The following is a 25,792-nucleotide window of genomic DNA, read 5'->3' as shown; positions in this document are numbered from 1 at the left end:
GAACGGGACCGTTCATTCAACCAGTGTGTGTAAGCTGCGTTCGCGGCTCACGTCAGCCTGGCGCGGCACGGCTGCCACCAACGCCAGTTCGATAATTTCCTGCACGCTACAGCCTCGGGAGAGGTCGTGAAGCGGCGCGGCAAGCCCCTGAATTAGCGGCCCAACAGCGCGATAGCCTCCCAGACGCTGAGCGATTTTGTAGCCAATATTGCCCGCCTCCAGCGACGGGAAAATCATCACGTTGGCGCGGCCTTGCAGCGGGCTGTCAGGCGCTTTTTGCGCGGCGACCTCCGGTACGAAAGCGGCGTCAAACTGCAATTCACCGTCCACAAGCAGTTGCGGCGCACGTTCGCGAACGAGCTCTGTCGCCTGCTGTACGTTAGCAACATTGGGGTGACGGGCGCTGCCGTTGCTTGAAAATGACAGCATCGCCACGCGCGGCTCTTCGCCGGTAATGGCCCGCCAGGTGTCGGCGCTGGCGATAGCGATATCCGCCAGCTGCGCCGCCGTCGGCTGCGGCACTACGCTGCAATCGGCGAACCCTAATGCCGGACCGGCATACTGCGGCAGCATCAGGAAAATAGACGACAATGTTTTGCACCCGGGTTGCAGGCCAATCACCCGCAGCCCTGCGCGCAGCACGTTCGCCGTTGACGACAGGTTGCCTGCGATACACACATCAGCCTCACCGGCGCTCACCATGGCGGCAGCGAACATTAGCGGGTCGCTAAGCTTTTCCACTGCGTCCGGCGGCGTTTTTTCTCCGGCACGGGCAAGCCAGCGTTGCGCAAAACGCTGGCGCATACTCAGGTTGCTGTGTGGGTCGATGACCTGAATGCCATCCATCGCCATACGATGACTCAGGGCAAACTGACGCAGCGCAAACGGACTGGCGACCAGAACGGGGCGAGCCAGACCGTACTGTTGCAGGTAATGCGCCGCTTTCAGCACGCGTTCGTCCAGCGCATCAGGAAAGACGACTCTGGCGGGGGCGCGTACCGCCAGTTCGCGGGCGCGTTCAATGATCATGGCTTCTCTCCCAACCGTTGTTGAATTTGGGCGACCGTCAGCGGATGTTTCGTCACGCTCAAAATCATCATCACGTAAACCGTGCTGGAGAGACGGTTCAGCGCCTGTAAAATGTCCGGGCGCAAGACCTCAAAACTACGGGTTATAAACACTTGTGCGGCGAGGGTTTCTGTTTCGCGGACTTTGGTTCGCAGGAGATTAAGCAGCGCCGCATCGCGACCGTGGCTGGCCTCCGGCACCAGGTGATCGTGGTCGAGATAGCGCAGCGGCTGGTGGGAAAGCCGATGCAGCTCATCCTCGTTCAGCCCGACGATAGACTGCGCCGCCAGCGGTTCATCTATAGCGTCGGCGCGCATAATGTTGCCCAGCCGCGAGCGGATATCGAAAAGCCACGGCTGCCAGGGTTCCGCCAGTTCGATTTGTAGCCACACGGTTAGCGCGATGGCGCTGTCGAGCGCGGCGCGAAAGCCGAGGCGCGGGTCGCTTTTGGCGACCATTTTGTCCGCCGTCAGATGGGTCAGCGTATCGGGCTTTTTCACCACCGGCTGGCGGCACAGTTCACAGCAGGCCTGTGGGTGCGTATCGCTACTGGTTAAGCCATGTACCGGCTGCGGCTGCTGTTCGTCATCATCGACAAACAGCCGGCCTTGCTGATCCAGAAACTTAATGCGCAGGCGGCGACTTTCCAGCAGTTCCCGGGCCGAGGGCGTCAGTCGTGCGTCAGCGGGCAGATGGATCTCCGATCCTTCGCTGAGCGTATGATTCGCTCTGAGCCACGTTTCGGTGATGAAATCGTTCATACGGATTGCCAGTTTGCAGGCCAGGCGACGTACAGAAAGCGCACGGACGTTGGCGTGCCAAATTCAATGCTGGAGCCTTTAGGGATGAACATCACATCTCCGGCTTTGGCAATCATGGTTTCGCCTTCATGGCGTACATGCAGTTCGCCCTCCAGCACCATGTCGATTTCGTCGTAGTTCAGCGTCCACGGGAAAAAGGCGTTGTCCCACTGCATAAACCCGGCGGCCATGCTGCTGCCATCCTGCTCTGTAACCAGATCGGTTAAGCCGACGCAGTGCGGTTCGGCGCCGTCGAAGCGGCCAAATTTCACGCTGCTGCCGTCAATGACTTTCACGCCGCCTTTACCCGTGACGGAGGTAAAGCTCGGTTGCATCGTCCCCAGTTCCAGCGACTGCTTTTCCTTGAGCACTTTTTCCATCAACTGCGCCACCAGGCTTTCAGTAAACTGTCCTTCCGGGAGCTGCGCGATGATGGCTTCCCGAATGCGCTGGCTTTCGCTTTTACACGCCTGCGCCGATGTGGATGCCGGGACGGGCTCGTCGCATTCGGTAATCGTGAAGCCCAGTAGTTCCGCCACTTCGCGAGCCTCCGGGGTAATAATGCTGGCGCGCAGCACTACCGACATCGCCTGTTCGCCGCGGGCGTGGGCCGCACGAATATCGTTAGCTGTGATAAGTTTTTTCACCTGCCTCTTCCTCCTGTTCACTGAGAGCCGCCAGATAATCCACCAACTGCCGCACGCTTTGCGGGTCGTGGCCGTTGAGCTCGAAAATCGGCTCCCGGAATCCAATCTCGCAAAGCAACTGCCGCGTAGCGGCGACGTCGGCATCCGGCATGTCCGTTTTGCTGATAACGGCGATATGTCGTTTACGGGTTCCAACATCCAATAACCCGGCAGGTAAGCGACTTTCTTTATCGTTTGCCGCGTGGACATAAATCAGCGTGTCCACATCCTGCAACGTGGTAATTAAGGCGTGATACCAACGGGGATGGCTAAAATATTCACCCGGCGTATCGATATCGCCATGATCATTAAATTCCACGGCCTGCGTTTTTCTGGCGAGGGAATAATTTCCCCGTAACGCGTTAAAAAGCGTTGTCTTTCCGGCACCGACCGCGCCGACAAAAGCAATACGTTTCATTACCGCCACCAATTAACTTTTTGTTAACTCACACAGGGTAAAGTTTAATAATCGCCCCAGCCCGCTGACCGTCTGTAATAGCGCTTCTTCTACTGCGCCGACGGTGCCATAAATCACCAGCGCACCGCTAAATCTGTCGAGAAAACCGATGTGTACATCCGCAGCCTTCATCGCTAAATCGCCAGCGATCATGGCCGTTTCTCCCGGCGTTAAGGTCATAATGCCAATCGCGCCAGCATCGGGAACGCCGATCTTTTTCGCCAGTTCTTCACCAGGGTGCGCAATGAGATGCGCCAGCGTGACCTGTTTGCCCGGCACAAATTCCTGAATAATGCGTTCTTTATTCATTGCTCACCGCCTCCACTGAAACTGCCGTCATCGTGGCAATTTTTTGTCGGAGTAAATAACAAAATTCGGCAAGGTGATGTAAAAGGTGAGGTAGATCACTAAGAGAAAGAAAATAAAAGGGACTTCTGTCGAGGGTGTTAACGATAAATATCGTGGTGCATCACATTTTCAGGCGTCATTCTGAATTTAAGCCTGTTCCGCAATAAATACCCACCGGCTATTCTTTGTATTACTACTATTGATAAAAATAATGCGTATCACTCGATTTGTGCATAGTACAGATTCAGTGAAATAAGTAGGGGTAACGCAATAGGTTCCAGAGTATCCCCACCTGAGCCTTTCATGTCATGGCGAAGCCCAGCGGCGCATAAAAAAAGCGCAGGAGAACCTGCGCCAGAAGAGAGAGTAATGCGTTATTAAAGCGGCGTGGTTTGCGCTTCAACTACCGCTAACGCCACCATATTCACGATACGGCGTACAGAGGCGATCGGCGTTAATACATGTACCGGTTTAGACACGCCCATCAGGACCGGGCCGACCGTGACGCCTTCGGAACTGGAGACGCGGAGTAAGTTGTAACTAATGCGGGCGGCTTCCATATTCGGCATCACCAGAATATTGGCGGCTCCCTTCAGCGGGCTATCCGGCATCCGGTCATTACGAATACTTTCTACCAACGCCGCATCACCGTGCATCTCACCGTCAATCATCAGATCGGGCGCTCGTTCGCGTACCCGCTCAAGGGTTTCGCGCATTTTGCTGGCGGACAGCGAATTTGAGGAACCAAAGTTAGAGTGCGACAACAGCGCGACTTTCGGCTCAATACCAAAGCGGCGAACGGTTTCCGCCGCCATTACGGCGATCTCCGCCAACTGTTCCGGCGTGGGATCTTCGTTAACATAAGTATCGGCGATAAAAGTGTTGCCGCTTGGCAGCAGTAAGGCGTTCATCGCCCCTGCCGTATGCACGCCGTCACGGTAGCCAAAGACGGCTTTCACGACGCTGAAATGCTCATGGTAGTCGCCGATGGTGCCGCAGATCATCGCATCCGCTTCCCCACGCTGCACCATGATCGCGCCAATGGCCGTATGGTTGCCGATCATCGCACGCTGCGCCTGTTCCTGAGTTACCCCGCGACGCTTCATGATCTGGTAATACTCGCTCCAGTACTCTTTGAAGCGCGGATCGGATTCATTATTCACGATCTCGAAATCAACGCCCGCTTTGATCTGTAGCCCCAGTTTCTGGATACGCATTTCGATCACGCTCGGACGCCCGATCAGGATGGGCTTCGCCAGCCCCAGGGTGATCAACTCCTGGGTTGCGTGCAGCACGCGCGCCTCTTCCCCTTCCGGCAGCACTACGCGCTTCGGATCTTTACGTGCCTGCGAGAAGATCGGCTTCATGAACAGGTTGGTTTTGTAGACAAACTCGGTCAGTTTATCGATATAGGCATCAAAGTCAGCAATCGGGCGCGTCGCCACGCCGGAATCCATTGCCGCTTTCGCGACCGCCGGAGCGATTTTGACAATCAGACGCGGGTCAAACGGTTTCGGAATAATGTATTCCGGCCCAAAGCTCAGGTCCTGATCGCCATAGGCCGAGGCCACCACTTCGCTCTGTTCGGCGTGCGCCAGCTCGGCAATCGCACGGACCGCCGCCAGTTTCATCTCTTCGTTGATCGCCGTCGCGCCGACGTCCAGTGCGCCGCGGAAGATAAACGGGAAGCACAATACGTTGTTCACCTGGTTCGGATAGTCGGAACGACCGGTACAGATAATGGCGTCCGGGCGCACTTCTTTCGCCAGCGGCGGCAGAATTTCCGGTTCCGGGTTAGCCAGCGCCAGAATCATTGGCGCGCGGGCCATTTTCTTCACCATCTCCTGAGTCAGCACTTTCGGGCCTGAACAGCCGAGGAAAATATCCGCGCCGTCAATGACCTCATCCAGCGTGCGCTTGCCGCTGTCGTCTACCGCATAGGCCGCTTTGGTCTCCGCCATATTCGGCTCACGGCCTTTGTAAATAACGCCCTTAGAGTCGCACACCACGATGTTGTGCTTTTGCATCCCCAACGCGACCAGCAGGTTCATACAAGCGATTGCCGCCGCCCCTGCGCCGGAGACGACCATCCGCACGTCGGAAATATTTTTCTCTACGACTCGCAGGCCATTAAGAATGGCGGCCGTACTGATGATCGCCGTTCCATGCTGATCGTCATGGAAAACCGGGATGTTCATGCGCTCGCGCAGTTTCTGCTCAATATAGAAACATTCCGGCGCTTTAATGTCTTCGAGGTTAATGCCGCCAAAGGTCGGCTCCAGCGCTGCGACCACATTGATAAATTTGTCCGGATCAAGCTCATCGACTTCAATGTCAAACACATCGATGCCGGCGAATTTTTTAAACAGAACGCCTTTGCCTTCCATGACCGGTTTGCCGGCCAGCGCGCCAATGTTGCCTAACCCCAGTACCGCTGTACCGTTGGAAATGACCGCGACAAGGTTGCCGCGCGCGGTGTATTTGTAGGCTGCCAGCGGATCTTTTTCGATTTCCAGGCAGGGCGCCGCCACGCCTGGCGAGTAAGCCAACGCCAGATCGCGTTGGGTGGCAAGGGGCTTAGTCGGAGAAACCTGAATTTTACCGGGTACCGGAAATTCGTGGAAATCAAGGGCGCTTTGTTTTAACTGCTCATCCATTTTGTTGTTCCTTTCACGTATCGTTCAAAAAGTGACGCGGCCTGGTGCGCCGCACATTATCACCGTACTGCGCAACACAAACTTTGAAGGTCTGCAAACTATCACGACGCGGCGCAAGAGTTTGTTATCAACTTATAACGGCCATGTTACCTGCTTATACCAGCAATACCATGCCTGTCTGCTATGCTTTTTGGTTATGTAGTGTATCAATCTTTCAGAAGTGTGAATCAACACACTCATCTAACACTTTACTTTTCAAGGAGTATTTCCTATGAACCAGCTAGACGGCATCAAACAATTCACTACCGTCGTCGCCGACAGCGGCGACATCGAGTCCATCCGCCACTACCAGCCGCAGGATGCCACGACAAATCCCTCTTTACTGCTGAAAGCCGCCGGACTTGAGCAGTATGGTCATTTGATTGAGGATGCGATTGCCTGGGGGAAAAAACACGGCGGTACGCAGGAACAGCAGGTTGCGGCAGCCAGCGATAAACTGGCGGTTAATTTTGGCGCGGAAATACTGAAAAGTATTCCCGGTCGCGTCTCCACTGAAGTCGACGCGCGGTTATCGTTCGATAAAGAAAAAAGTATCGAGAAAGCACGCCATCTGGTGGATCTCTACCAGCAGCAGGATGTTGATAAATCACGCATTCTGATCAAGCTCGCCGCGACCTGGGAAGGTATTCGCGCCGCCGAACAGCTCGAAAAAGAAGGCATTAATTGCAACCTGACGTTGTTGTTCTCTTTTGCCCAGGCGCGCGCCTGCGCCGAAGCGGGCGTCTATTTAATCTCTCCGTTCGTGGGCCGAATTTACGACTGGTATCAGACGCGTAGTCCACTGGAGCCGTATGTCGTGGAGGAAGATCCCGGCGTGAAATCGGTACGCAATATCTACGATTACTTTAAACAACATCGCTATGAAACCATCGTGATGGGCGCAAGTTTCCGCCGTACTGAGCAAATCCTCGCGCTAACCGGCTGCGATCGACTGACTATCTCCCCTAACCTGCTTAAAGAGCTGAAAGAAAAAGAAGAACCGGTGATCCGTAAACTGGTGCCTTCCTCGCAGATGTTCCACCGTCCTACGCCAATGACGGAAGCGGAGTTCCGCTGGGAACATAATCAGGACGCGATGGCCGTAGAGAAGCTGTCGGAAGGTATCCGTCTTTTTGCCGTTGACCAGCGCAAACTGGAAGACCTGCTTGCCGCCAAACTATAAACCTTGCATGGAGTGATTTATGTCCCGTAAAGACCTTGCCAATGCGATTCGTGCGCTGAGCATGGATGCCGTTCAAAAAGCCAATTCCGGGCACCCCGGCGCGCCGATGGGGATGGCGGATATCGCTGAAGTGCTATGGAACGATTTTCTTAAACATAACCCCACCGATCCGACCTGGTATGACCGTGACCGTTTTATCCTTTCCAACGGTCACGCCTCCATGCTGCTCTATAGTCTGCTGCATTTAACCGGTTATGACCTGCCGCTGGAGGAGTTAAAAAACTTCCGTCAACTGCACTCTAAAACGCCTGGTCACCCGGAGATTGGCTATACGCCCGGCGTTGAAACCACCACCGGGCCGCTGGGCCAGGGGCTGGCGAATGCCGTCGGGCTGGCGATTGCCGAGCGTACGTTAGGCGCACAGTTCAACCGGCCGGACCATGAGATTGTCGACCACTACACCTATGTCTTTATGGGCGACGGCTGTCTGATGGAGGGGATCTCGCATGAGGTGTGTTCGCTGGCTGGTACGCTGGGACTGGGCAAACTGATCGGCTTTTATGATCACAACGGCATCTCCATTGATGGCGAAACCGAAGGCTGGTTTACCGACGATACCGCCAAACGTTTTGAAGCCTACCACTGGCATGTCGTGCATGACATTGACGGGCACGATCCGGAGGCGGTGAAAAAAGCCATTCTCGAAGCCCAGAGCGTAAAAGATAAACCTTCGCTAATTATCTGTCGGACGGTGATAGGTTTTGGCTCGCCGAATAAAGCCGGGAAGGAGGAGTCGCACGGCGCGGCGCTGGGCGAAGAAGAGGTGGCGCTGACCCGCCAGAAGCTGGGATGGCATCATCCGGCGTTCGAGATCCCAAAAGAAATTTACCGCGCGTGGGATGGCCGTGAAAAAGGCGAGAAAGCGCAGCAGCAGTGGCAGGAAAAGTTTGCTGCTTATGAGAAGGCTTATCCTGAGCTGGCCGCAGAGTTTACCCGCCGGATGAGCGGCGGACTGCCGGAGGCATGGGAATCCGCCACGCAAAAATTTATTAACGACTTGCAGGCTAATCCGGCCAAAATCGCCACCCGTAAAGCATCGCAAAATACGCTCAATGCCTACGGTCCCCTGTTGCCGGAACTGTTGGGCGGATCGGCGGATCTGGCGCCGAGCAACCTGACTATCTGGAAAGGTTCGACCTCGTTGAAAGAGGATCCGGCAGGTAATTATATCCACTATGGCGTGCGCGAATTCGGCATGACCGCCATTGCCAACGGCATCGCCCACCACGGCGGCTTTGTACCGTATACCGCCACGTTTCTGATGTTTGTCGAATATGCGCGTAACGCGGCGCGTATGGCGGCCTTAATGAAAGCCCGGCAGATTATGGTCTATACCCACGACTCCATCGGTTTAGGCGAAGATGGCCCGACGCACCAGGCCGTGGAACAACTGGCGAGCCTGCGCTTAACGCCAAACTTCAGCACCTGGCGTCCCTGCGATCAGGTTGAGGCGGCGGTCGGCTGGAAGCTGGCCATTGAACGTCAGCACGGGCCGACGGCGCTGATTCTCTCGCGGCAGAATCTGGCGCAGGTGGAACGCACGCCGGAACAGGTGAAAGCGATTGCCCGCGGCGGTTATATTCTGAAAGATAGCGGCGGCAAGCCGGATATCATTCTGATCGCTACCGGATCGGAAATGGAAATTACCCTACAGGCGGCGGAAAAATTGACTGGCGAGGGGCATAACGTTCGCGTGGTGTCGTTGCCTTCAACGGATATTTTCGATGCGCAGGACGAGGCATATCGCGAATCTGTGCTACCGGCGCACGTGACCGCCCGCGTCGCGGTGGAAGCCGGTATAGCCGACTACTGGTATAAATATGTTGGCCTAAAAGGCGCAATTATCGGCATGACGGGATACGGTGAATCCGCCCCGGCTGACAAACTGTTCCCGTATTTTGGCTTTACCGTGGAAAATATTGTAGAAAAAGCCCGCCGGGTGCTGAACATCAAAGGCTAAGGCGAGCGTTAGCAACACAGACTTTGCACAGTCTGCAGACCTGTTCTGTAGGCTGTGCAAAATTACTTCGTAGACTCAGGCGCATCTGACTGCCCGATGACGACCTCATCAATGGATTTATGGCACATCAGGCAAAAGGCCTTTTTTTTATGCGCCTGCAATGTTGAATCCCACGCCGCTGATCCGCCTTCTTTATTCACTTTTTCTCTTATCGCCGCCAGCCGATCTATTTCATAATAAGCGCTCAGGCAGCCACAATGGGGGCATAATACGGGGCCATTATTTATTTTCATACTATTTCCTGCTGTGGTGAGGCTATCGGGTAAAGTAACAATCCTACCGTAACGTAGCAATCTCTATACCATAAATGAAACCTCAATAGGTGTATCCCTATTCTGAAAAGGGGATAACAACCAGGATTCAACGCGTGATCCACAGCGTAGGCCAGGCATCCGGCCCGTGCCAGCTATCGCAGCTCGGTTCTTCGGCATAACGCACCAGACGAAAACGATCGCCATCATAACGCCAGCGCGTCTGGATACCGCAGTCGGTTAACCCCCGCCCTTTCGCCAACGTCACCAGTTCACGCGTTTTCTCGTCAAAGAAGGCGTTCATCAACTCCATGTCATTACTTTCGACGCCGCGATTAAACGGCAGCCGCAAACGTACGGCGCGCGAGACGAGCGTTTTTTTGCGTGAAACTACCCAGGCGAGATCAATAGTGTTATAGGCGCCGGCTTCGCAGTTAACAATCAATAACGCTTTATCATCCGTCAACGCGCTGACCTGCGTCTCGCGACGCAGCGGGTCAAGCGAACAACGAATGCCGTTTACCCGCCATGCTGCGTAGTCCAGCAGATCGTCGCGTTCTTCCTCACTCAGCGGTACGGGCGTTGGATTAATCACGGCGATCCCCTTTAATGCCGGCGCCGGGGGCACGCTGAGCGGCGGTTCGTTTCCTTTTTCAATCCAGGCGGTTTCGCTGCCCACACGTTTTTGTTGCGCGTCGATAAACAGTAATGCCGCTTTTAATCCCGCCAGCGAAAGCGTCTGAACGCCGTTTTTTAAGGTGATGGCCTGCGCATCCTGAATCGTCTGTAAAAATGCGGTGATGGTGGCAGGATCGCCGGTCATGAGATGCCAGGGCGACACGCGCCAGTGTGGACTGTTGAACGAAAGCGGTTTGCCATCCAGCAATAAGCGAGGCGCAATTGCGGCTTCTTTAGCGTCGGGCGGCGCCAAACCGCCGCGGTCGATACGCAGTACCGCATCGGTACGCGCCCCGGCGCTGCGGCTTAATGTCATCACCAGCCCATGATGTTCGCCAGTATTGCGCGCTACGCAAAAATTTTGGTTATTGCAGGTGACCTGCCAGTCGGAAAAAGTCCGTTGCGCTGGCGCAGCCCACAGTAGCTGGACCGGCAACAGGCCAAACAGACAAAAAAGAATAACGCGGTAGCGCATGAACGGAACAACCCCAGATTCAGAACAACACAGCTAAGGCGGTATCTTCCTTGCGCGCATCAGGGTTCTCAATCAGATTTATCGGATTGGTCTTTTTTGTGTAAAGAAATATATTTCTTTTTTTTCAGTCCATTAGATGAGACGTCTGTAAATAGTTAAGCAATAACACGGTCTTACCGTCCCGAATCTCACCTGAGCGCACCATTTCCAGCGCCCGGGAAAACGGCAGTTCAAGCACCTCAATCTCTTCGTCCTCCACGCCGCCGCCGATGCTGGCGCGCTCGCTATCATGATATTCGGCAATGAAGAAATGAATCAGCTCCGTGACGCCGCCTGGCGACATATAAAGCTCAAATATCTTGCGTACCTCGCCAACGTCATACCCTGTCTCTTCAATGGCCTCTTTACGGATACAGACCTCCGGCTCGTCGTTATCAAGCAGGCCAGCGCAGGTTTCAATTAACATACCGTCTTGATTACCGTTGACCCATGTCGCCACGCGAAACTGGCGAACCAGAACCACGGTTTTTTTAGTTGAGTTGTAAAGCAGAATGGTTGCGCCATTCCCGCGATCGTAAACCTCACGCTTGTGACGGATAACCTCGCCATTACGACGGGTCAGGTCATAGGTAATGTTGCGCAGAGTAAAATAATTATCAGAAAGAATTTTATCCTTAATAAGCGTAATGGTTTGCGACATGCTGGCTCCAGGGTGTAAAAAGAGCATTAATATTACGCCGTGAGGTCGGTTTTGTCTGCTGAAGGGTTAATCCTTAATGCCGACTGAACGGATGTACAGCCATATTTTTCTGTCACTGCCATGACCATATTCTGCTTCTCCGGGCCGCAGAGTCCATGCTCGCGATATGATTTGACGGCCGGAGTGAGACTGAGGGAATCATCATGAAATTTACTCTCGTTGCGACGGTTCTACTGACGTTTTCCCTTTCAGCTTTTGCCGTTGAGTATCCGGTATTGACCACCGCGAGCCCTGATCAGGTGGGGTTTGATAGCCAAAAACTTCACCGACTTGATGGCTGGATTCAAAATCAAATTGATGCCGGATATCCCAGCATCAATCTTCTGGTGATAAAAGATAATCATATTGTTCTACAAAAAGCCTGGGGCTATGCCAAAAAATATGACGGTTCCACGCTGTTAGCCCATCCCATTCGGGCGACCACTAACACGATGTATGACCTGGCTTCAAACACAAAAATGTATGCCACTAATTTCGCATTGCAAAAACTAGTGTATGAAGGAAAAATAGATGTCAATGATTTGGTATCAAAATATATCCCCGGCTTTAAGGATATGCCTGGGGATAAAATAAAAGGCAAAGATAAACTCCGCATTATTGATATTCTTCATCACGTCGCGGGCTTTCCTGCCGACCCACAATATCCTAATAAAAACGTCGCCGGTAAATTATTCTCACAGAGTAAAAGCACTACTCTGGAGATGATTAAAAAGACACCGCTGGAATATCAACCTGGGTCGAAGCATATCTACAGCGACGTGGATTATATGATTCTTGGTTTTATCATTGAATCGATAACGGCAATGCCATTAGATCGCTACGTCGAAACCACCATTTATAAACCGCTCGGATTAAAACATACCGTCTTTAACCCGCTGATGAAAGGCTTCACGCCGCCGCAAATCGCCGCAACGGAACTACATGGCAACACGCGTGACGGCGTGATTCATTTCCCCAATATTCGCACCAATACACTATGGGGCCAGGTGCATGATGAAAAAGCCTGGTACTCAATGGGCGGCGTTTCAGGACACGCCGGACTGTTTTCTGACACCCATGATATGGCTGTGTTAATGCAAGTCATGCTCAATGGGGGCGGCTACGGTAACGTGAAGCTATTCGACGACAAAACGGTTGCGCAGTTTACTCGCCGCTCGCCAGAAGACGCTACCTTTGGTCTGGGGTGGCGCGTTAACGGCAACGCCTCAATGACCCCCACGTTCGGGGTATTAGCCAGTCCGCAAACGTATGGACATACCGGATGGACCGGCACGCTGACGTCTATCGATCCGGTTAATCATATGGCGATTGTGATTTTAGGTAACAGGCCGCACTCGCCGGTAGCAAATCCTAAAGTGAATCCGAATGTTTTTGTCAGTGGATTATTACCTGCGGCGACGTATGGCTGGATTGTTGACCAGATATATGGTTCCTTAAAATAAAAATTAAGAGCCTATCTCTGTAGGCGTTATTGGCGCAGCCAGTTTGGACACGGACAGCGCGCAAAAACCGGAGCGTACACGTAGTACGTGAGGTTTGACTCGCTACGCTCGCCCTTCGGGCCGCCGCAAGCGGCGTTCAAAACGCTAACGCGTTTTGGCGAGCACTGCCCAGGACCAAAATGGCAAGTAAAATAGCCCTAATGGGATAGGCTCTAAGAAGGGATTCTGATAGCGTCCCTTCCTTCAATTTACACTCTATTTTCAATACTAAGATTGGCCTCATCAGGCCTGTTAAACGTCGACCCGACGGAAAAATGTTTATCGCAGGGCGTCCAGCCCTGCGAGCGTCAACATTTCTGCAAACGGAGTAAGGTTAGCCAATAAGTTTAAGATTTTTTATCACTCAATCATTTAACCGTTCCAGGCCTTAACCGGCCTACAAATACGCTTATTTAGCTAACCAGTCGAGTATCCCCTGCGCAGCATGTCGGCCTTCTGCCATCGCCGTCACCACCAAATCGGCGCCGCGCACCGCATCGCCGCCAGCGAAAATTTTCGGGTTGGACGTCTGGTAACGAAACTCGCTCTCGACGCTGGCGGCAATACGTCCCCAGTTATCCACCTTCACGCCATGCGATTCCAGCCACGACATACCATGCGGATGAAAACCAAACGCCATAATGACCGCATCTGCCGGCATCACGAACTCGCTGTCCGGTACAGGTACCGGGCGGCGTCGCCCCTGACCATCCGGTTCGCCAAGCCGCGTACGCAAAAAGCGAATACCGCTGGCGCGCCCGTGCGTATCCAGCACCAACTCAACCGGCTGAACGTTAAATTCAAAGTTCGCGCCCTCTTCCCGCGCGTTTTTCACCTCTTTTTTCGACCCCGGCATATTGGCCTCATCGCGGCGATAAGCGCAGGTGACGTTAGCAGCGCCATGACGCAGCGCCGTACGTACGCAGTCCATTGCGGTGTCACCGCCGCCCAGCACAACCACGTTAAGGCCCGCAGTATCAATAAACGGCTCGTCAGGCAACGCCGGAAGCCCCATCACCTGTTTGGTATTGGCGATGAGGAATGGCAACGCATCATATACCCCCGGCGCGTCTTCATTCGGTAAATCAGCCTTCATGGAACGATAGGTTCCTACCCCGACAAAGACGGCGTCATAACTCTCCAGCAGCGTCTCCAGAGAAATATCTTTCCCTACTTCGCAGTTAAGCTCGAAACGAATCCCCATCGCGCTGAAGATTTCCCGACGGCGCGCCAGCAGAGATTTATCCAGTTTGAAAGCCGGAATACCAAAGGTGAGTAAACCGCCGATTTCCGGATGGCGATCGTAGACGGTGGCGCTTACGCCATGGCGCGCCAGCACGTCAGCGCAGGCAAGACCTGCCGGCCCCGCGCCGATAATCGCCACGCGCTTATCGCTCTTCTGTACGTCCGACAGGTCGGGACGCCAGCCTTTGCTCAGAGCGCGATCGGAGATATAGCGCTCAATGTTGCCGATGGTAACCGCGCCATACTCATCGCGGAGTGTACACGCGCCTTCGCATAGCCGATCCTGCGGACAGACGCGCCCGGTAATTTCCGGCAGACAGTTGGTCTGGTGGGAAAGCTCTACCGCCGCATCAATATCGCCGGCTTTCACCAGTTCGATCCACTGGGGAATATGGTTATGCAGCGGACAGGTCCATTCGCAGATACTGTGTTCCCCGCATGTGAGGCAGCGGGCCGCTTCACGCTCCGCCTGCGCGGCGCGAAACGGCAGATAAATTTCCTCAAAGGTGGTTTTACGCGCTTCAATCGCCAGTTTATCCGGTTCGCCGCGCGGCGGCGTCGCCTGCATACGCTCGACTTTGCTGCTTGCTGTCCCACTGTGTTGTGTATCCACGGTATGCCAGGGGCGAATCTCCTGCCGGGCGGTACGCAGCCGTCGCGTTTTAGCCAGACGGGTCAACGAGTCTTCGGTGACCAGTTGCAGCGCATCCGCCGGGCAATTTTCCACACAGGCCGGACCCTGTTCACGTCCCTGACACAGATCGCATTTATGCGCGCTGGCTTTGAACTGGTTTGGCGCGACGGGCGTCAATACCATCTGCATGGTGCCGAATGGGCAGGCGACGACGCAGGATTTACAGCCGATACACTTCTGCGCATTGACCTGCACGCTGTCGTTAATATGCGCGATCGCGCCGTTCGGACAGCTACGGGCGCAGGGCGCATCTTCGCAATGGTGACATGTAACCGCGCTGCGCTGGCGCTGATGTTTGATGACAGTAATTCGGGGCTGATAGCGCTGTGACGTCAGGACATGTCGCTCATCATTGTGAGCCATTACGCAGGCGACCTCGCAGGCATGGCAGCCCAGACACTGCTGGCTATTGGCCATAATAAAACGATTCATGGCATCCTTCTGTTTTGGTTGTAAAAACCTTATTCTTTATATGAGCATTGTTATTAACTGACGAAGGCGGGGTCGGCAATGTTCATCTGCCCAGGAAGCACAACTATCTGTCCAGAACCTGTGGCAGATCAATTTATTTCAAAGCAAATGCAATTGTGATTCAGCTAAATGCGGGGAGTGCCAGCGTGACGGTTAAACGCCCGGTCTCAGCCAGTCTGGCTAAGGCTTTTTTCTATATTGTGCTGTTGTCTATTCTGTCCACCGGCAGCGCATTACTGACGCTGACCAGCAGTTTACGGGATGCCGAAGCGATCAATATCGCCGGTTCGCTACGAATGCAGAGCTATCGGCTGGGTTACGATCTGCAAAGCCGTAGCCCGCAGATTAATGCGCATCGTCAACTTTTCCAGCACGCGCTCAACTCGCCGGTACTGCAAAATCTCAACGCCTGGTATGTGCCGCAGGCGGTGAAAACTCGCTATGCGCGCCTGCACGCCAACTGGCTGGAGATGAATAGCCGCCTACAGGACGGCGACATTGCCTGGTATCAGACCAATATCAACAATTATGTCGATCAAATTGATCTCTTCGTTCTGGCGTTACAGCATTACGCCGAGCGTAAAGTCATGCTGGTCGTCGCCATATCGCTGGCGGGCGGTATCGGCATATTTACGCTGGTCTTTTTTACCCTACGGCGTATTCGCCAGCAGGTCGTTCGCCCGCTGAATCAACTGGTCACCGCCAGTCAGCGAATTGAACATGGTCAGTTCGCCCCGCTGCCGTTGGATACCAGCTTACCCAATGAGCTGGGATTGTTGGCGAAAACGTTTAGTCAGATGTCGAGCGAGCTGCATAAACTTTATCGTTCGCTGGAAGCCTCGGTGGAAGAAAAAACGCACGATCTGCACGAAGCGCACCGCCGCCTGGAGGTGTTATACCAGTGCTCCCAAGCGCTGAATACCAGCCAAATCGATGTCCACTGTTTTCGCCATATTTTGCAAATTGTCCGTGAACATGACGCCGCCTGGTATCTGGAGTTAACCGTGGGCGATAACTGGCGGATTAGCGAAGGCACGCAAAGCCCCGACCTGCCGATGCAAATGCTGCCAGTGACGATGCAGGACACGGTCTATGGCGAACTCCACTGGCAAAGCCCCAACGTTAATGCCTCTACGCCGCTGCTGAACAGCGTCTCCACGATGCTGGGGCGTGGTTTGTACTTTAATCAGGCGCAAAAACACTTCCAGCAACTTTTGTTAATGGAAGAGCGCGCGACGATTGCCCGTGAGCTACACGATTCGCTGGCGCAGGTACTTTCTTATTTACGTATTCAGTTAACGCTTTTGAAGCGCGCTATTCCTGAGGATAACGCCGGCGCGCAAAGCATCATGGCGGATTTTTCCAGAGCGCTGAACGACGCCTACCGTCAGCTTCGCGAGCTACTCACCACGTTCCGTCTGACGTTACAGCAGGCCGATTTACCCTCCGCATTGCATGAGATGCTGGAAGATTTACAGAGTCAGACCCCGGCCAAACTCACGTTGGATTGCCGTTTACCCACGCTGGCGCTGGATGCGCAAATGCAGGTGCATTTGTTGCAAATTGTGCGCGAAGCGGTCCTGAACGCCATTAAACACGCCAACGCGAGCGAAATCGCCGTGAGCTGCGTCACCGCGCCTGACGGCGATCATACCGTTTATATTCGCGATAATGGCATTGGTATCGGCGAACCGCATGAGCCTGCCGGACACTATGGTCTGAATATAATGCGTGAGCGCGCGGAGCGCCTTGGCGGCACGCTGAATTTTTCGCAACCCTCCGGCGGCGGCACACTGGTCAGTATCAGTTTTCGCTCCTCCAACAAGGAAGAGAGTCAGTTAACGTAAAGAACGGCAAATCGCCGGAAGGCCAGATGTCAGGCTTTCCGGCGTTGGCACAAAAAGTATGCTGTAAAAGCGCATGATAATTTACATTATCTCCTTTATTTCTCCACGTTTGGCTCGTAGCTTGCCGCTACAGTGAAGCAGTTCAAATCTATAACGATATGTAGAAACACGAGGTTTCCCTTTAATGGCGAATTTTTTTATCGATCGCCCCATTTTTGCCTGGGTGCTGGCTATCCTGTTGTGTCTGACAGGGGCGTTAGCCATTTTCTCTTTACCTGTTGAACAATATCCCGATCTGGCGCCGCCCAACGTACGTATTACCGCGAATTATCCGGGAGCGTCGGCGCAAACGCTGGAAAATACCGTAACCCAGGTTATTGAGCAGAATATGACGGGCCTCGATAATCTGATGTACATGTCATCACAAAGCAGCGGAACCGGACAGGCGACCATCACCCTGAGCTTTATTGCGGGAACCGATCCTGATGAGGCGGTTCAGCAGGTGCAAAACCAGTTACAGTCCGCGATGCGTAAACTGCCGCAGGCGGTACAGGATCAAGGCGTCACGGTACGCAAAACGGGCGATACCAATATTTTGACCATCGCTTTCGTCTCTACCGACGGCTCTATGGACAAGCAGGATATCGCCGACTACGTCGCCAGTAATATTCAGGACCCGCTCAGCCGCGTCAACGGCGTCGGCGATATTGACGCTTATGGTTCACAGTACTCTATGCGTATCTGGCTCGATCCGGCCAAATTGAATAGTTTTCAGATGACCACGAAAGACGTGACCGATGCAATTGAGTCGCAGAATGCGCAAATCGCCGTCGGGCAGCTTGGCGGTACGCCTTCGGTCGACAAACAGGCGCTGAACGCCACCATTAATGCGCAGTCATTGCTGCAAACGCCGCAACAATTTCGCGATATCACCCTGCGCGTTAATCAGGACGGTTCCGAGGTCAAACTGGGCGATGTTGCCACCGTGGAGCTGGGGGCGGAAAAATATGACTACCTCAGCCGTTTTAACGGCAAGCCGGCTTCCGGTCTTGGCGTTAAGCTGGCTTCCGGCGCGAACGAAATGGCGACCGCGAAGCTGGTGCTGGATCGCCTCAACGAGCTGGCGCAGTACTTCCCTCAAGGGCTGGAATACAAGATCGCGTATGAAACCACCTCCTTTGTCAAAGCCTCGATTATCGATGTGGTCAAAACGTTGCTGGAAGCTATCGCGCTGGTTTTCCTGGTGATGTATCTGTTCCTGCAAAACTTTCGCGCCACGCTAATTCCGACGATCGCCGTGCCGGTAGTATTAATGGGCACCTTCTCCGTGCTTTACGCGTTCGGCTACAGTATTAACACATTAACCATGTTCGCGATGGTGCTGGCAATCGGGCTCCTGGTCGACGATGCCATCGTGGTGGTGGAGAACGTCGAACGTATCATGAGCGAAGAAGGACTCACGCCGCGTGAAGCGACGCGCAAATCCATGGGGCAAATCCAGGGGGCGCTGGTCGGTATCGCGATGGTGCTGTCTGCGGTATTCGTGCCGATGGCGTTCTTTGGCGGTACCACCGGGGCGATTTATCGTCAGTTTTCTATCACCATTGTCTCGGCAATGGTGCTGTCGGTGCTGGTCGCCATGATCCTGACACCGGCGCTGTGCGCAACGTTATTAAAACCGCTGCACAAAGGCGAACAGCACGGGCAACGCGGATTTTTCGGCTGGTTTAACCGTACCTTCAATCGTAATGCCGAACGTTATGAGAAAGGCGTAGCGAAAATTTTGCATCGCAGCCTGCGCTGGATTCTGATTTATGTTCTGTTGCTTGGCGGCATGGTGTTCCTGTTTTTGCGTCTCCCCACCTCCTTTCTACCGCAAGAAGATCGGGGCATGTTCACTACGTCTATCCAGCTACCGAGCGGTTCTACGCAACAGCAGACCCTGAAAGTCGTTGAAAAAGTTGAAAACTATTACTTCACCCATGAGAAAGACAACATTATGTCGGTCTTCTCGACGGTAGGTTCCGGCCCTGGCGGGAATGGGCAAAACGTCGCACGCATGTTTGTTCGCTTGAAAGACTGGGACGCGCGCGATCCCACCACCGGCTCCTCGTTCGCCATTATTGAGCGGGCGACAAAAGCGTTTAACCAGATTAAAGAAGCTCGCGTCTTCGCCAGCAGCCCGCCGGCAATTAGCGGTCTGGGCAGCTCCGCCGGTTTTGATATGGAATTACAGGATCACGCCGGAGCAGGCCATGACGCGCTGATGGCCGCACGAGATCAACTCATTGAGCTGGCCGGGAAAAACAGTTCCTTGACCCGCGTGCGCCACAACGGCCTGGACGACAGCCCGCAACTGCAAATTGATATTGACCAACGGAAAGCGCAGGCGCTGGGCGTATCGATTGACGATATCAACGACACCCTGCAAACAGCCTGGGGATCGAGCTACGTCAACGACTTTATGGACCGTGGTCGCGTGAAGAAGGTCTATGTTCAGGCCGCAGCGAAATATCGTATGTTGCCGGATGATATTAATCTTTGGTATGTCCGTAACAAAGATGGCGGCATGGTCCCCTTCTCCGCCTTCGCCACCTCGCGCTGGGAAACCGGCTCGCCGCGTCTGGAACGCTATAACGGCTATTCGGCGGTAGAAATTGTCGGAGAGGCCGCGCCGGGAGTCAGTACCGGGACGGCGATGGATGTCATGGAGTCGTTGGTGCATCAGCTACCGGGCGGTTTTGGCCTGGAATGGACAGCCATGTCTTACCAGGAACGGCTCTCCGGCGCGCAGGCGCCCGCGCTGTACGCTATTTCGCTATTAGTCGTCTTCCTGTGTCTGGCGGCATTGTATGAAAGCTGGTCGGTGCCCTTCTCGGTGATGCTGGTTGTGCCGCTCGGCGTCATTGGCGCGCTACTCGCTACCTGGATGCGCGGGCTGGAAAACGATGTTTACTTCCAGGTGGGGCTGTTGACCGTTATCGGCCTCTCGGCGAAAAACGCGATTCTGATTGTGGAATTCGCCAACGAAATGAATCAGAAGGGACACGCGCTGTTAGACGCCACGCTGTACGCCAGCCGCCAGCGCCTGCGACCGATACTGATGACTTCGCTGGCGTTTATCTTTGGCGTATTGCCGATGGCCACCAGCACCGGGGCAGGCTCGGGTAGCCAACATGCTGTCGGAACCGGCGTGATGGGGGGAATGATCTCAGCAACCATTCTGGCTATCTTCTTTGTACCCCTGTTTTTCGTGCTGATACGTCGCCGCTTCCCGCTGAAGCCGCGCCCGGAATAAGCTCCCGGCCAGCCTGATACGAGGTGTCGGGCACAAAAAAGGCGACTTTCGTTGAGTCGCCTTTTCTTATCCCCTATGGGAGCGCGGTGCCTTCCAGGCATTTATTTACGAAGCATGACTTCGATAAAATCTTTCCAGTTCCCCAGTTCACGTTCAATCATAATAGCCTCTCTTATTATTATGGGTATTCTACGTAGTTAGCGGTATAGAGAGAAGTTCATTTAACCGATTGTTGCGATATCCTCTGGTTATACTGTCTATGATATTACTATGGCGCTGTAGCCGTAAATTTTATGTGACTTACTGCAATATTTAGCAACATTAATACCTTTTCTACTACTTTATCAAATCGGGTTAAAAAACAAACAATTGCATGTGCGCAAAATAGGATTTTCCTCGCGAATTATAAACAAGCCACATCTGGAACGTTTTGGAATCATTATTCACATTCACTCAACAATGTTATATTGATTGCCGATCAGCGCTGGATAAATAACCATTAACAGCCACACTTATTATCCCGCAGACGATACTATTGATTATTTATTCGAATTTCGCGTTAAAGGATTCAATATGATTACCCTCTATGGCATTAAGAATTGCGACACGATCAAAAAAGCGCGCCGTTGGCTGGAGGAGCATGGCATTGATTATCGTTTTCACGATTACCGTGTGGATGGCATAGACCTCCCTCTTCTTAATACCTTTATTGCCGAACTCGGCTGGCAGCCGTTACTGAATACGCGCGGCACAACATGGCGCAAACTGGATGAAGGCGACCGCAGCGGGATTACCGATGCCGACTCCGCCGCTGCTCTCATGGTTGAACAGCCGGCAATCATCAAACGCCCATTGCTCTGCGCGCCCGGGAAGCCTATGCTGCTTGGTTTCAGTGAATCCCGTTATCAGCAGTTTTTTGATGAGGTGTAGTCTATGTCGTGCCCGGTTATTGAGCTGACACAGCAACTTATTCGTCGCCCCTCCCTGAGTCCGGATGACGCAGGCTGTCAGGCATTAATGATTGAACGCCTGCGTAAAATCGGTTTTACCATTGAGCATATGGATTTTGGCGACACGCAAAATTTTTGGGCATGGCGTGGGCGTGGCGAAACGCTGGCGTTCGCCGGGCATACTGACGTCGTACCGGCTGGCGATGTCGATCGCTGGATCAATCCGCCGTTTGAACCTACGATTCGCGACGGAATGTTGTTCGGTCGCGGCGCGGCAGATATGAAAGGTTCACTGGCGGCCATGGTGGTGGCTGCTGAACGTTTTGTTGCGCAGCATCCTCATCACCGGGGTCGTCTCGCATTTTTGATTACCTCTGATGAAGAAGCCAGCGCAAAAAATGGCACCGTAAAGGTGGTTGAAGCGCTGATGGCCCGTCACGAGCGGCTGGATTACTGTCTGGTCGGCGAACCTTCCAGTACTGAAATTGTGGGCGATGTCGTCAAAAACGGGCGTCGCGGTTCTCTCACCTGTAACCTCACTATCCATGGCGTTCAGGGGCACGTCGCCTATCCGCATCTGGCGGATAACCCTGTTCATCGCGCCGCGCCTTTTCTTAATGAACTGGTCGCTATCGAGTGGGATCGGGGCAATGACTTTTTCCCGGCCACCAGTATGCAGGTAGCCAATATCCAGGCAGGCACCGGCAGCAATAATGTCATTCCCGGCGAACTGTTCGTGCAGTTTAACTTCCGTTTCAGCACGGAACTGACCGATGAGATGATCAAAGAGCGGGTACATGCGCTGCTTGAGAAGCATCAGCTACGCTATACCGTAGACTGGTGGCTTTCCGGCCAGCCGTTCCTGACCGCACGCGGCAAGCTGGTGGACGCGGTGGTAAACGCCATTGAGCACTATAATGAAATTAAACCGCAATTACTGACGACGGGCGGTACGTCAGACGGACGTTTTATCGCCCGTATGGGAGCGCAGGTGGTAGAACTGGGGCCGGTGAACGCCACCATTCATAAAATTAATGAATGTGTGAATGCCGCCGATCTCCAGCTACTGGCCCGTATGTATCAACGCATTATGGAACAGCTCGTCGCCTGATGAGCGTTCCGGTAAGAGGAAATAAGCATGGACTGGCTGGCAAAATATTGGTGGATTCTGGTATTGGTGTTTCTGGTAGGCGTACTGCTGAATGTGATCAAAGATCTCAAACGCATCGACCATAAGAAATTCCTTGCCAATAAACCTGAGCTGCCCCCGCATCGCGATTTTAACGATAAGTGGGACGATGAAGACGACTGGCCGAAGAAAGATCAGCCGAAAAAGTAACCGGATATCATGCCGGACAGGTATCGCTATCCGGCATGCTCCCCACCGCCGGGCATTACGTCGCGTAAACGCTGCGTTCGTCCGGCATCCAACGCAATCAGCGCCTGCGCCGCCTGCGCACGCTGCAACGCCAGCAGAGCTTTACGGCCTGAAATGCGTAGCCGGGCGCACAGTTCGGCATCGCTGGCTTTTTCTTCCAGCCGCCCTCTCAGCGCCGGTAATGGCGATGCGCTGTATTGCAGTAAACGATGCAGGCAACCTAACGATGTCAGTAGCGGACGGTGCGCGAACGCAAAGCCGACCAGCTCACGCCAGTCTTCATCATTAAGCGCCTGTTCGTCTAACGCCGCCAGCGGTATCGCCTCGCCGTTCCACTGCGTCAGGATGTCCGCATCGCGGCGCAAACGCCGGTGTTCCTGCTGCGCCAGCCGTTTTCCCGCGTCGCTCAGCGGCAATAACGCCATCGCCGTATAGCAACCGCTGCTCGCCTCCCGATGGTTGCCCATCCGTACCAGTACAAAGCCGCAGCGTTGCCAGAAACGCCACAGCTCCGGCGTATAGCCGAAGCTGACGGAAAGATAATCACACTGCGCCGCCTGCATGCACGCGCAGGCAATCAACTGCTGACCGATGCCTTCGCGCTGGCGAGCGGGGTGCACTGCGATACGGCTTACGCGACGCCCGACCAGCGTCGCGGCTAAAGGGTCGCTACCGTGCGCCGCCAGCGACTGCGCCACCAGATTTCCACGCGGACGCCGGAAACCGCACCATACAGCCTGACTGAGTTCTGCGGATAACCCGCCCTCTTCGACCAGCCAGACAGCGCCCGCCACACGGTTATTCGCCGTGGCCTGCAAGAAATGCTGTCCTGGCGCATCCATCATTCGGCGCAGATCCAGCGGCGAAGTACGATAGTGCGCCCCCGACAGTAACTGATACACAGCCCTCGGCAACGCGGGCGTATTCACCCAGGCCTGTTGGTAAAACGCCGAGATTGCTATCGCGCCATGTGGCGCCTGCGCAAACGCTTCATCGTCGAATATCAGCGCCTCGCTGACGATATTTTCCAGCGGGCATTCTGGCGCCCAGCGGACAGGCTGACGAAGCGTGAAGCGGTGAAGCTGCGGAAAACGGGCACAAAACTTAAGTAAAAAACCGCGTCCGGTGCCTTCGTAGCCCTGAACGGTGGTGGTGAGTAGTATGCGGGGAAAGCGCGAAACCAGTTGCAGCAGCAGCGGCGCGGGGATTGCCGCCGCCTCGTCAACCACCAGCCAGTCGGCTCTTGCCCCGCTCGCCAGCAACGCATCCGGCGCCATAAAGCAGAACCGCTCACCGGCAAACGCTGCCAGGATATCCGTTGCCGTTTTCGCCGGTGCGGTCACGATAGCCGTACCCGCCATCCGGGAGATGAATTGCCCGGCCAGCGCCGATTTGCCGCGCCCACGGGGGGCAATCACCGTCGCCACGCCGGGCGGCATTTCACGTAAACGCGATAAGATAGCCGCCTGCTCCGGCTGCGGCTCGCCGGTGGCGGGTCGCCAGCGTCCACGGAAAGGATAAGATGGCCAGCAAAACGGCTGGCGCTGTCGCCAAAGCAGCGTTTGCGGATCGCGGGAAAGAGTCCGTTTAAGATGCTGTGCAAACTGCGGTGTGGGGATAGGCTGCGCGCAGTCGCTCCAGCGCAGTGAATCGGTATCAGGCCTGCTTTCCCACGTCTCATACGGCGGCATCAGCAGAAGCAGCCAGCTTCCGGCCTGCAAGGTCCCGCTCAGGGCGGCAAACGCTGCGGCGTCAAAGCCCTGCCAGGCATCAAATATCGCATGACGGAATTCACGGCCCAGCAGCGTTTGTAACGCCTGTGGCGTACAGCGCGGCTGGGCGGGCGCGTCAGGCGCGACCCACAGCCAGTCACCGGGCAGCGCAGCGCGTATCGCCTCGGCCCGCTCCCGGCACCACGCCGCATCGCCGCTGATGACCAGTAAACGGCGAATGCCTTCCTGTGTCATTTGCGACGTTAACGCCTGTAGCGCATCGATATCAGACATCCCTGCCCCGGTTTATCAAAAGTTTTTGCCAAACGTATTACATTGCGCCGGGTCACCGCTGTCAAAGCCACGCTTAAACCAGCTGTAGCGCTGTTCTGAGGTGCCGTGGGTAAAACTATCCGGCACGACGCGCCCCTGCCCCTGTTGCTGTAAGCGATCGTCGCCGATAGCCTGTGCGGCATTGAGCGCCTCTTCCAGATCGCCCGCCTCCAGTACGCCTTGCTGCTGCATACTGTGTCCCCACACGCCAGCAAAGCAATCCGCCTGTAGCTCCATGCGCACCGAAAGGCGATTCACCTCCGTTTGCGACGCGTTTTGCTGCAACTGGCGTACTTTCGGCTCAATACCTAACAGTTTTTGTACGTGGTGGCCGACTTCGTGGGCGATGACATAACCCTGAGCAAAATCACCGTCCGCGCCCAGCTTATTTTTCATATCATCGTAAAATGAGAGATCGATATAGACGGTGCCGTCCGCCGGGCAGTAAAACGGCCCCATCACGGACTGACCCGCACCACAGCCGGTGCGCGTCATACCACGGTACATCACCAGTTTTGGCTGCTGATAGCCGCGCCCCATTTTTTGAAAGAGTTGCCCCCAGGTATCTTCGGTCGTCGCCAGAATCACCGAGGTAAATTTTGCCGCTTCATCATCATTGGGGCTTATCGAACGCGTCGACTGCTGCTGCGAAACCGGCTGACCGGTCAACAGACCGGTTAAATCCACCCCATAGTACCCTGCGACCAACACCACCACCAACAGAATGATGCCGCCTTTTCCGCGCGGAAGACGAAAGCCAGGACCACCCAGCGAGGGGCCGCCTGGCCGATTACGTCTGTCCTCTACATTGTTACTTTCACGACGCCCTTGCCAGCGCATAATCACCTCATTCTCTCTTTGTTATACAGATGATCGTAGGCGGTCAGGCGCAGGATTACCA

The 25,792-nt window shown here is 54.5% G+C and carries 21 protein-coding genes; 8 read left to right on the top strand and 13 right to left on the bottom strand.

All coding sequences use genetic code 11. From position 1 onward, the window contains the following. Positions 1–12 precede the first annotated feature (12 nt). The 6 genes from pta to maeB form a co-directional block, all read right to left on the bottom strand. A complete protein-coding gene (pta, locus tag EOS98_RS06635; protein WP_000582927.1) occupies positions 13–1,029 on the bottom strand; it encodes a phosphate acetyltransferase in 1,017 nt (338 codons plus the stop codon). After that, positions 1,026–1,829 carry an ethanolamine utilization cob(I)yrinic acid a,c-diamide adenosyltransferase EutT gene (eutT, locus tag EOS98_RS06630; RefSeq protein WP_080194624.1) on the bottom strand — a complete coding sequence of 268 codons (804 nt, stop codon included), beginning with the start codon at positions 1,827–1,829 and terminating at the stop codon, positions 1,026–1,028. Before eutT ends, pta begins: the two co-directional genes overlap by 4 nt. Further along, positions 1,826–2,515 carry an ethanolamine utilization acetate kinase EutQ gene (gene eutQ, locus EOS98_RS06625; protein WP_000733861.1) on the bottom strand — a complete coding sequence of 230 codons (690 nt, stop codon included), beginning with the start codon at positions 2,513–2,515 and terminating at the stop codon, positions 1,826–1,828. The genes eutT and eutQ overlap by 4 nt, the downstream gene beginning before the upstream one ends. Next, a complete protein-coding gene (gene eutP / locus EOS98_RS06620) occupies positions 2,493–2,972 on the bottom strand; it encodes an ethanolamine utilization acetate kinase EutP (protein ID WP_000820751.1) in 480 nt (159 codons plus the stop codon). Before eutP ends, eutQ begins: the two co-directional genes overlap by 23 nt. Before the next feature lie 12 nt (positions 2,973–2,984). Beyond that, positions 2,985–3,320, bottom strand: coding sequence for an ethanolamine utilization microcompartment protein EutS (eutS, locus tag EOS98_RS06615; protein ID WP_001031445.1), 336 nt, complete (start codon positions 3,318–3,320; stop codon positions 2,985–2,987). 416 nt (positions 3,321–3,736) lie between these two features. After that, positions 3,737–6,016 (bottom strand): NADP-dependent oxaloacetate-decarboxylating malate dehydrogenase, encoded by a 2,280-nt coding sequence (gene maeB / locus EOS98_RS06610; protein ID WP_000344299.1) that lies wholly within the window; start codon positions 6,014–6,016, stop codon positions 3,737–3,739. A gap of 271 nt (positions 6,017–6,287) precedes the next feature. Here maeB and tal point away from each other — a divergent pair, with 271 nt between their 5' ends. Next, positions 6,288–7,238, top strand: a complete 951-nt coding sequence (gene tal, locus EOS98_RS06605) for a transaldolase (RefSeq protein WP_023215833.1) — start codon at positions 6,288–6,290, stop codon at positions 7,236–7,238. 19 nt (positions 7,239–7,257) lie between these two features. After that, the gene (tkt, locus tag EOS98_RS06600; protein ID WP_000087326.1) at positions 7,258–9,258 is read left to right on the top strand and encodes a transketolase; all 2,001 of its coding nucleotides are present in this window, start codon (positions 7,258–7,260) and stop codon (positions 9,256–9,258) included. 62 nt (positions 9,259–9,320) lie between these two features. Here the strand turns inward: tkt and EOS98_RS06595 are convergent, their stop codons facing one another. The 3 genes from EOS98_RS06595 to nudK form a co-directional block, all read right to left on the bottom strand. Beyond that, positions 9,321–9,551 (bottom strand): hypothetical protein, encoded by a 231-nt coding sequence (locus EOS98_RS06595; protein WP_000700635.1) that lies wholly within the window; start codon positions 9,549–9,551, stop codon positions 9,321–9,323. A gap of 127 nt (positions 9,552–9,678) precedes the next feature. Next, entirely contained in the window at positions 9,679–10,722 is a 1,044-nt protein-coding gene (locus EOS98_RS06590) for a DUF1176 domain-containing protein (protein ID WP_001270671.1), read from the bottom strand. Between the two features lie 124 nt (positions 10,723–10,846). Beyond that, on the bottom strand, positions 10,847–11,422 hold the full coding sequence (gene nudK, locus EOS98_RS06585) for a GDP-mannose pyrophosphatase NudK (RefSeq protein ID WP_000084037.1): 576 nt from the start codon (positions 11,420–11,422) through the stop codon (positions 10,847–10,849). A gap of 203 nt (positions 11,423–11,625) precedes the next feature. Here nudK and pbp4b point away from each other — a divergent pair, with 203 nt between their 5' ends. Next, positions 11,626–12,924, top strand: coding sequence for a penicillin binding protein PBP4B (pbp4b, locus tag EOS98_RS06580; protein WP_000673293.1), 1,299 nt, complete (start codon positions 11,626–11,628; stop codon positions 12,922–12,924). Positions 12,925–13,372: 448 nt separating this feature from the next. On the opposite strand, the gene aegA is transcribed toward pbp4b, so the two are convergent. Next, positions 13,373–15,334, bottom strand: coding sequence for a formate-dependent uric acid utilization protein AegA (gene aegA, locus EOS98_RS06575; RefSeq protein WP_079902448.1), 1,962 nt, complete (start codon positions 15,332–15,334; stop codon positions 13,373–13,375). Between the two features lie 185 nt (positions 15,335–15,519). On the opposite strand from aegA, the gene narQ reads away from it, so the two are divergent. Next, the gene (gene narQ, locus EOS98_RS06570; RefSeq protein WP_000216814.1) at positions 15,520–17,220 is read left to right on the top strand and encodes a nitrate/nitrite two-component system sensor histidine kinase NarQ; all 1,701 of its coding nucleotides are present in this window, start codon (positions 15,520–15,522) and stop codon (positions 17,218–17,220) included. Between the two features lie 184 nt (positions 17,221–17,404). Next, positions 17,405–20,518 (top strand): multidrug efflux RND transporter permease AcrD, encoded by a 3,114-nt coding sequence (gene acrD, locus EOS98_RS06565; protein ID WP_001533680.1) that lies wholly within the window; start codon positions 17,405–17,407, stop codon positions 20,516–20,518. A 101-nt stretch (positions 20,519–20,619) separates the two neighbouring features. Here acrD and ypfM read toward each other — a convergent pair whose 3' ends face one another. Further along, positions 20,620–20,679 (bottom strand): protein YpfM, encoded by a 60-nt coding sequence (gene ypfM / locus EOS98_RS06560; RefSeq protein ID WP_001386977.1) that lies wholly within the window; start codon positions 20,677–20,679, stop codon positions 20,620–20,622. Between the two features lie 412 nt (positions 20,680–21,091). Here ypfM and EOS98_RS06555 point away from each other — a divergent pair, with 412 nt between their 5' ends. From EOS98_RS06555 to EOS98_RS06545, 3 genes are read left to right on the top strand one after another with little or no spacing between them, the layout of a single operon-like run. Beyond that, positions 21,092–21,448 (top strand): ArsC family reductase, encoded by a 357-nt coding sequence (locus tag EOS98_RS06555; protein ID WP_000631923.1) that lies wholly within the window; start codon positions 21,092–21,094, stop codon positions 21,446–21,448. Positions 21,449–21,451: 3 nt separating this feature from the next. After that, positions 21,452–22,579: a succinyl-diaminopimelate desuccinylase gene (dapE, locus tag EOS98_RS06550; RefSeq protein ID WP_001277822.1), complete on the top strand. Its 1,128-nt coding sequence runs from the start codon at positions 21,452–21,454 to the stop codon at positions 22,577–22,579. A 27-nt stretch (positions 22,580–22,606) separates the two neighbouring features. Then, positions 22,607–22,807, top strand: a complete 201-nt coding sequence (locus EOS98_RS06545; protein ID WP_000383839.1) for a YpfN family protein — start codon at positions 22,607–22,609, stop codon at positions 22,805–22,807. Positions 22,808–22,833: 26 nt separating this feature from the next. Here EOS98_RS06545 and tmcA read toward each other — a convergent pair whose 3' ends face one another. Together tmcA and EOS98_RS06535 are read right to left on the bottom strand one after the other, a co-directional pair. Next, positions 22,834–24,852 (bottom strand): tRNA cytosine(34) acetyltransferase TmcA, encoded by a 2,019-nt coding sequence (gene tmcA / locus EOS98_RS06540; protein WP_126523924.1) that lies wholly within the window; start codon positions 24,850–24,852, stop codon positions 22,834–22,836. Between the two features lie 15 nt (positions 24,853–24,867). Further along, positions 24,868–25,731, bottom strand: a complete 864-nt coding sequence (locus tag EOS98_RS06535; RefSeq protein WP_001267523.1) for a neutral zinc metallopeptidase — start codon at positions 25,729–25,731, stop codon at positions 24,868–24,870. Positions 25,732–25,792: the final 61 nt, after the last annotated feature.

It is taken from the genome of Salmonella sp. SSDFZ69 (genome assembly GCF_004010755.1).
In the GTDB taxonomy this organism is placed as follows: Bacteria; Pseudomonadota; Gammaproteobacteria; order Enterobacterales; family Enterobacteriaceae; genus Salmonella; species Salmonella enterica.
This window is presented reverse-complemented; position numbering and strand designations above follow the sequence as displayed.

What these genes read in the sequence shown, in the direction of transcription:
- pta (WP_000582927.1), bottom strand. Translation starts at nt 1,029, where the DNA reads ATGATCATTGAACGCGCCCGCGAACTGGCGGTACGCGCCCCCGCCAGA.
- eutT (WP_080194624.1), bottom strand. Translation starts at nt 1,829, where the DNA reads ATGAACGATTTCATCACCGAAACGTGGCTCAGAGCGAATCATACGCTC.
- eutP (WP_000820751.1), bottom strand. Translation starts at nt 2,972, where the DNA reads ATGAAACGTATTGCTTTTGTCGGCGCGGTCGGTGCCGGAAAGACAACG.
- eutS (WP_001031445.1), bottom strand. Translation starts at nt 3,320, where the DNA reads ATGAATAAAGAACGCATTATTCAGGAATTTGTGCCGGGCAAACAGGTC.
- maeB (WP_000344299.1), bottom strand. Translation starts at nt 6,016, where the DNA reads ATGGATGAGCAGTTAAAACAAAGCGCCCTTGATTTCCACGAATTTCCG.
- tal (WP_023215833.1), top strand. Translation starts at nt 6,288, where the DNA reads ATGAACCAGCTAGACGGCATCAAACAATTCACTACCGTCGTCGCCGAC.
- tkt (WP_000087326.1), top strand. Translation starts at nt 7,258, where the DNA reads ATGTCCCGTAAAGACCTTGCCAATGCGATTCGTGCGCTGAGCATGGAT.
- EOS98_RS06595 (WP_000700635.1), bottom strand. Translation starts at nt 9,551, where the DNA reads ATGAAAATAAATAATGGCCCCGTATTATGCCCCCATTGTGGCTGCCTG.
- EOS98_RS06590 (WP_001270671.1), bottom strand. Translation starts at nt 10,722, where the DNA reads ATGCGCTACCGCGTTATTCTTTTTTGTCTGTTTGGCCTGTTGCCGGTC.
- nudK (WP_000084037.1), bottom strand. Translation starts at nt 11,422, where the DNA reads ATGTCGCAAACCATTACGCTTATTAAGGATAAAATTCTTTCTGATAAT.
- pbp4b (WP_000673293.1), top strand. Translation starts at nt 11,626, where the DNA reads ATGAAATTTACTCTCGTTGCGACGGTTCTACTGACGTTTTCCCTTTCA.
- aegA (WP_079902448.1), bottom strand. Translation starts at nt 15,334, where the DNA reads ATGAATCGTTTTATTATGGCCAATAGCCAGCAGTGTCTGGGCTGCCAT.
- acrD (WP_001533680.1), top strand. Translation starts at nt 17,405, where the DNA reads ATGGCGAATTTTTTTATCGATCGCCCCATTTTTGCCTGGGTGCTGGCT.
- EOS98_RS06555 (WP_000631923.1), top strand. Translation starts at nt 21,092, where the DNA reads ATGATTACCCTCTATGGCATTAAGAATTGCGACACGATCAAAAAAGCG.
- dapE (WP_001277822.1), top strand. Translation starts at nt 21,452, where the DNA reads ATGTCGTGCCCGGTTATTGAGCTGACACAGCAACTTATTCGTCGCCCC.
- EOS98_RS06545 (WP_000383839.1), top strand. Translation starts at nt 22,607, where the DNA reads ATGGACTGGCTGGCAAAATATTGGTGGATTCTGGTATTGGTGTTTCTG.
- tmcA (WP_126523924.1), bottom strand. Translation starts at nt 24,852, where the DNA reads ATGTCTGATATCGATGCGCTACAGGCGTTAACGTCGCAAATGACACAG.
- EOS98_RS06535 (WP_001267523.1), bottom strand. Translation starts at nt 25,731, where the DNA reads ATGCGCTGGCAAGGGCGTCGTGAAAGTAACAATGTAGAGGACAGACGT.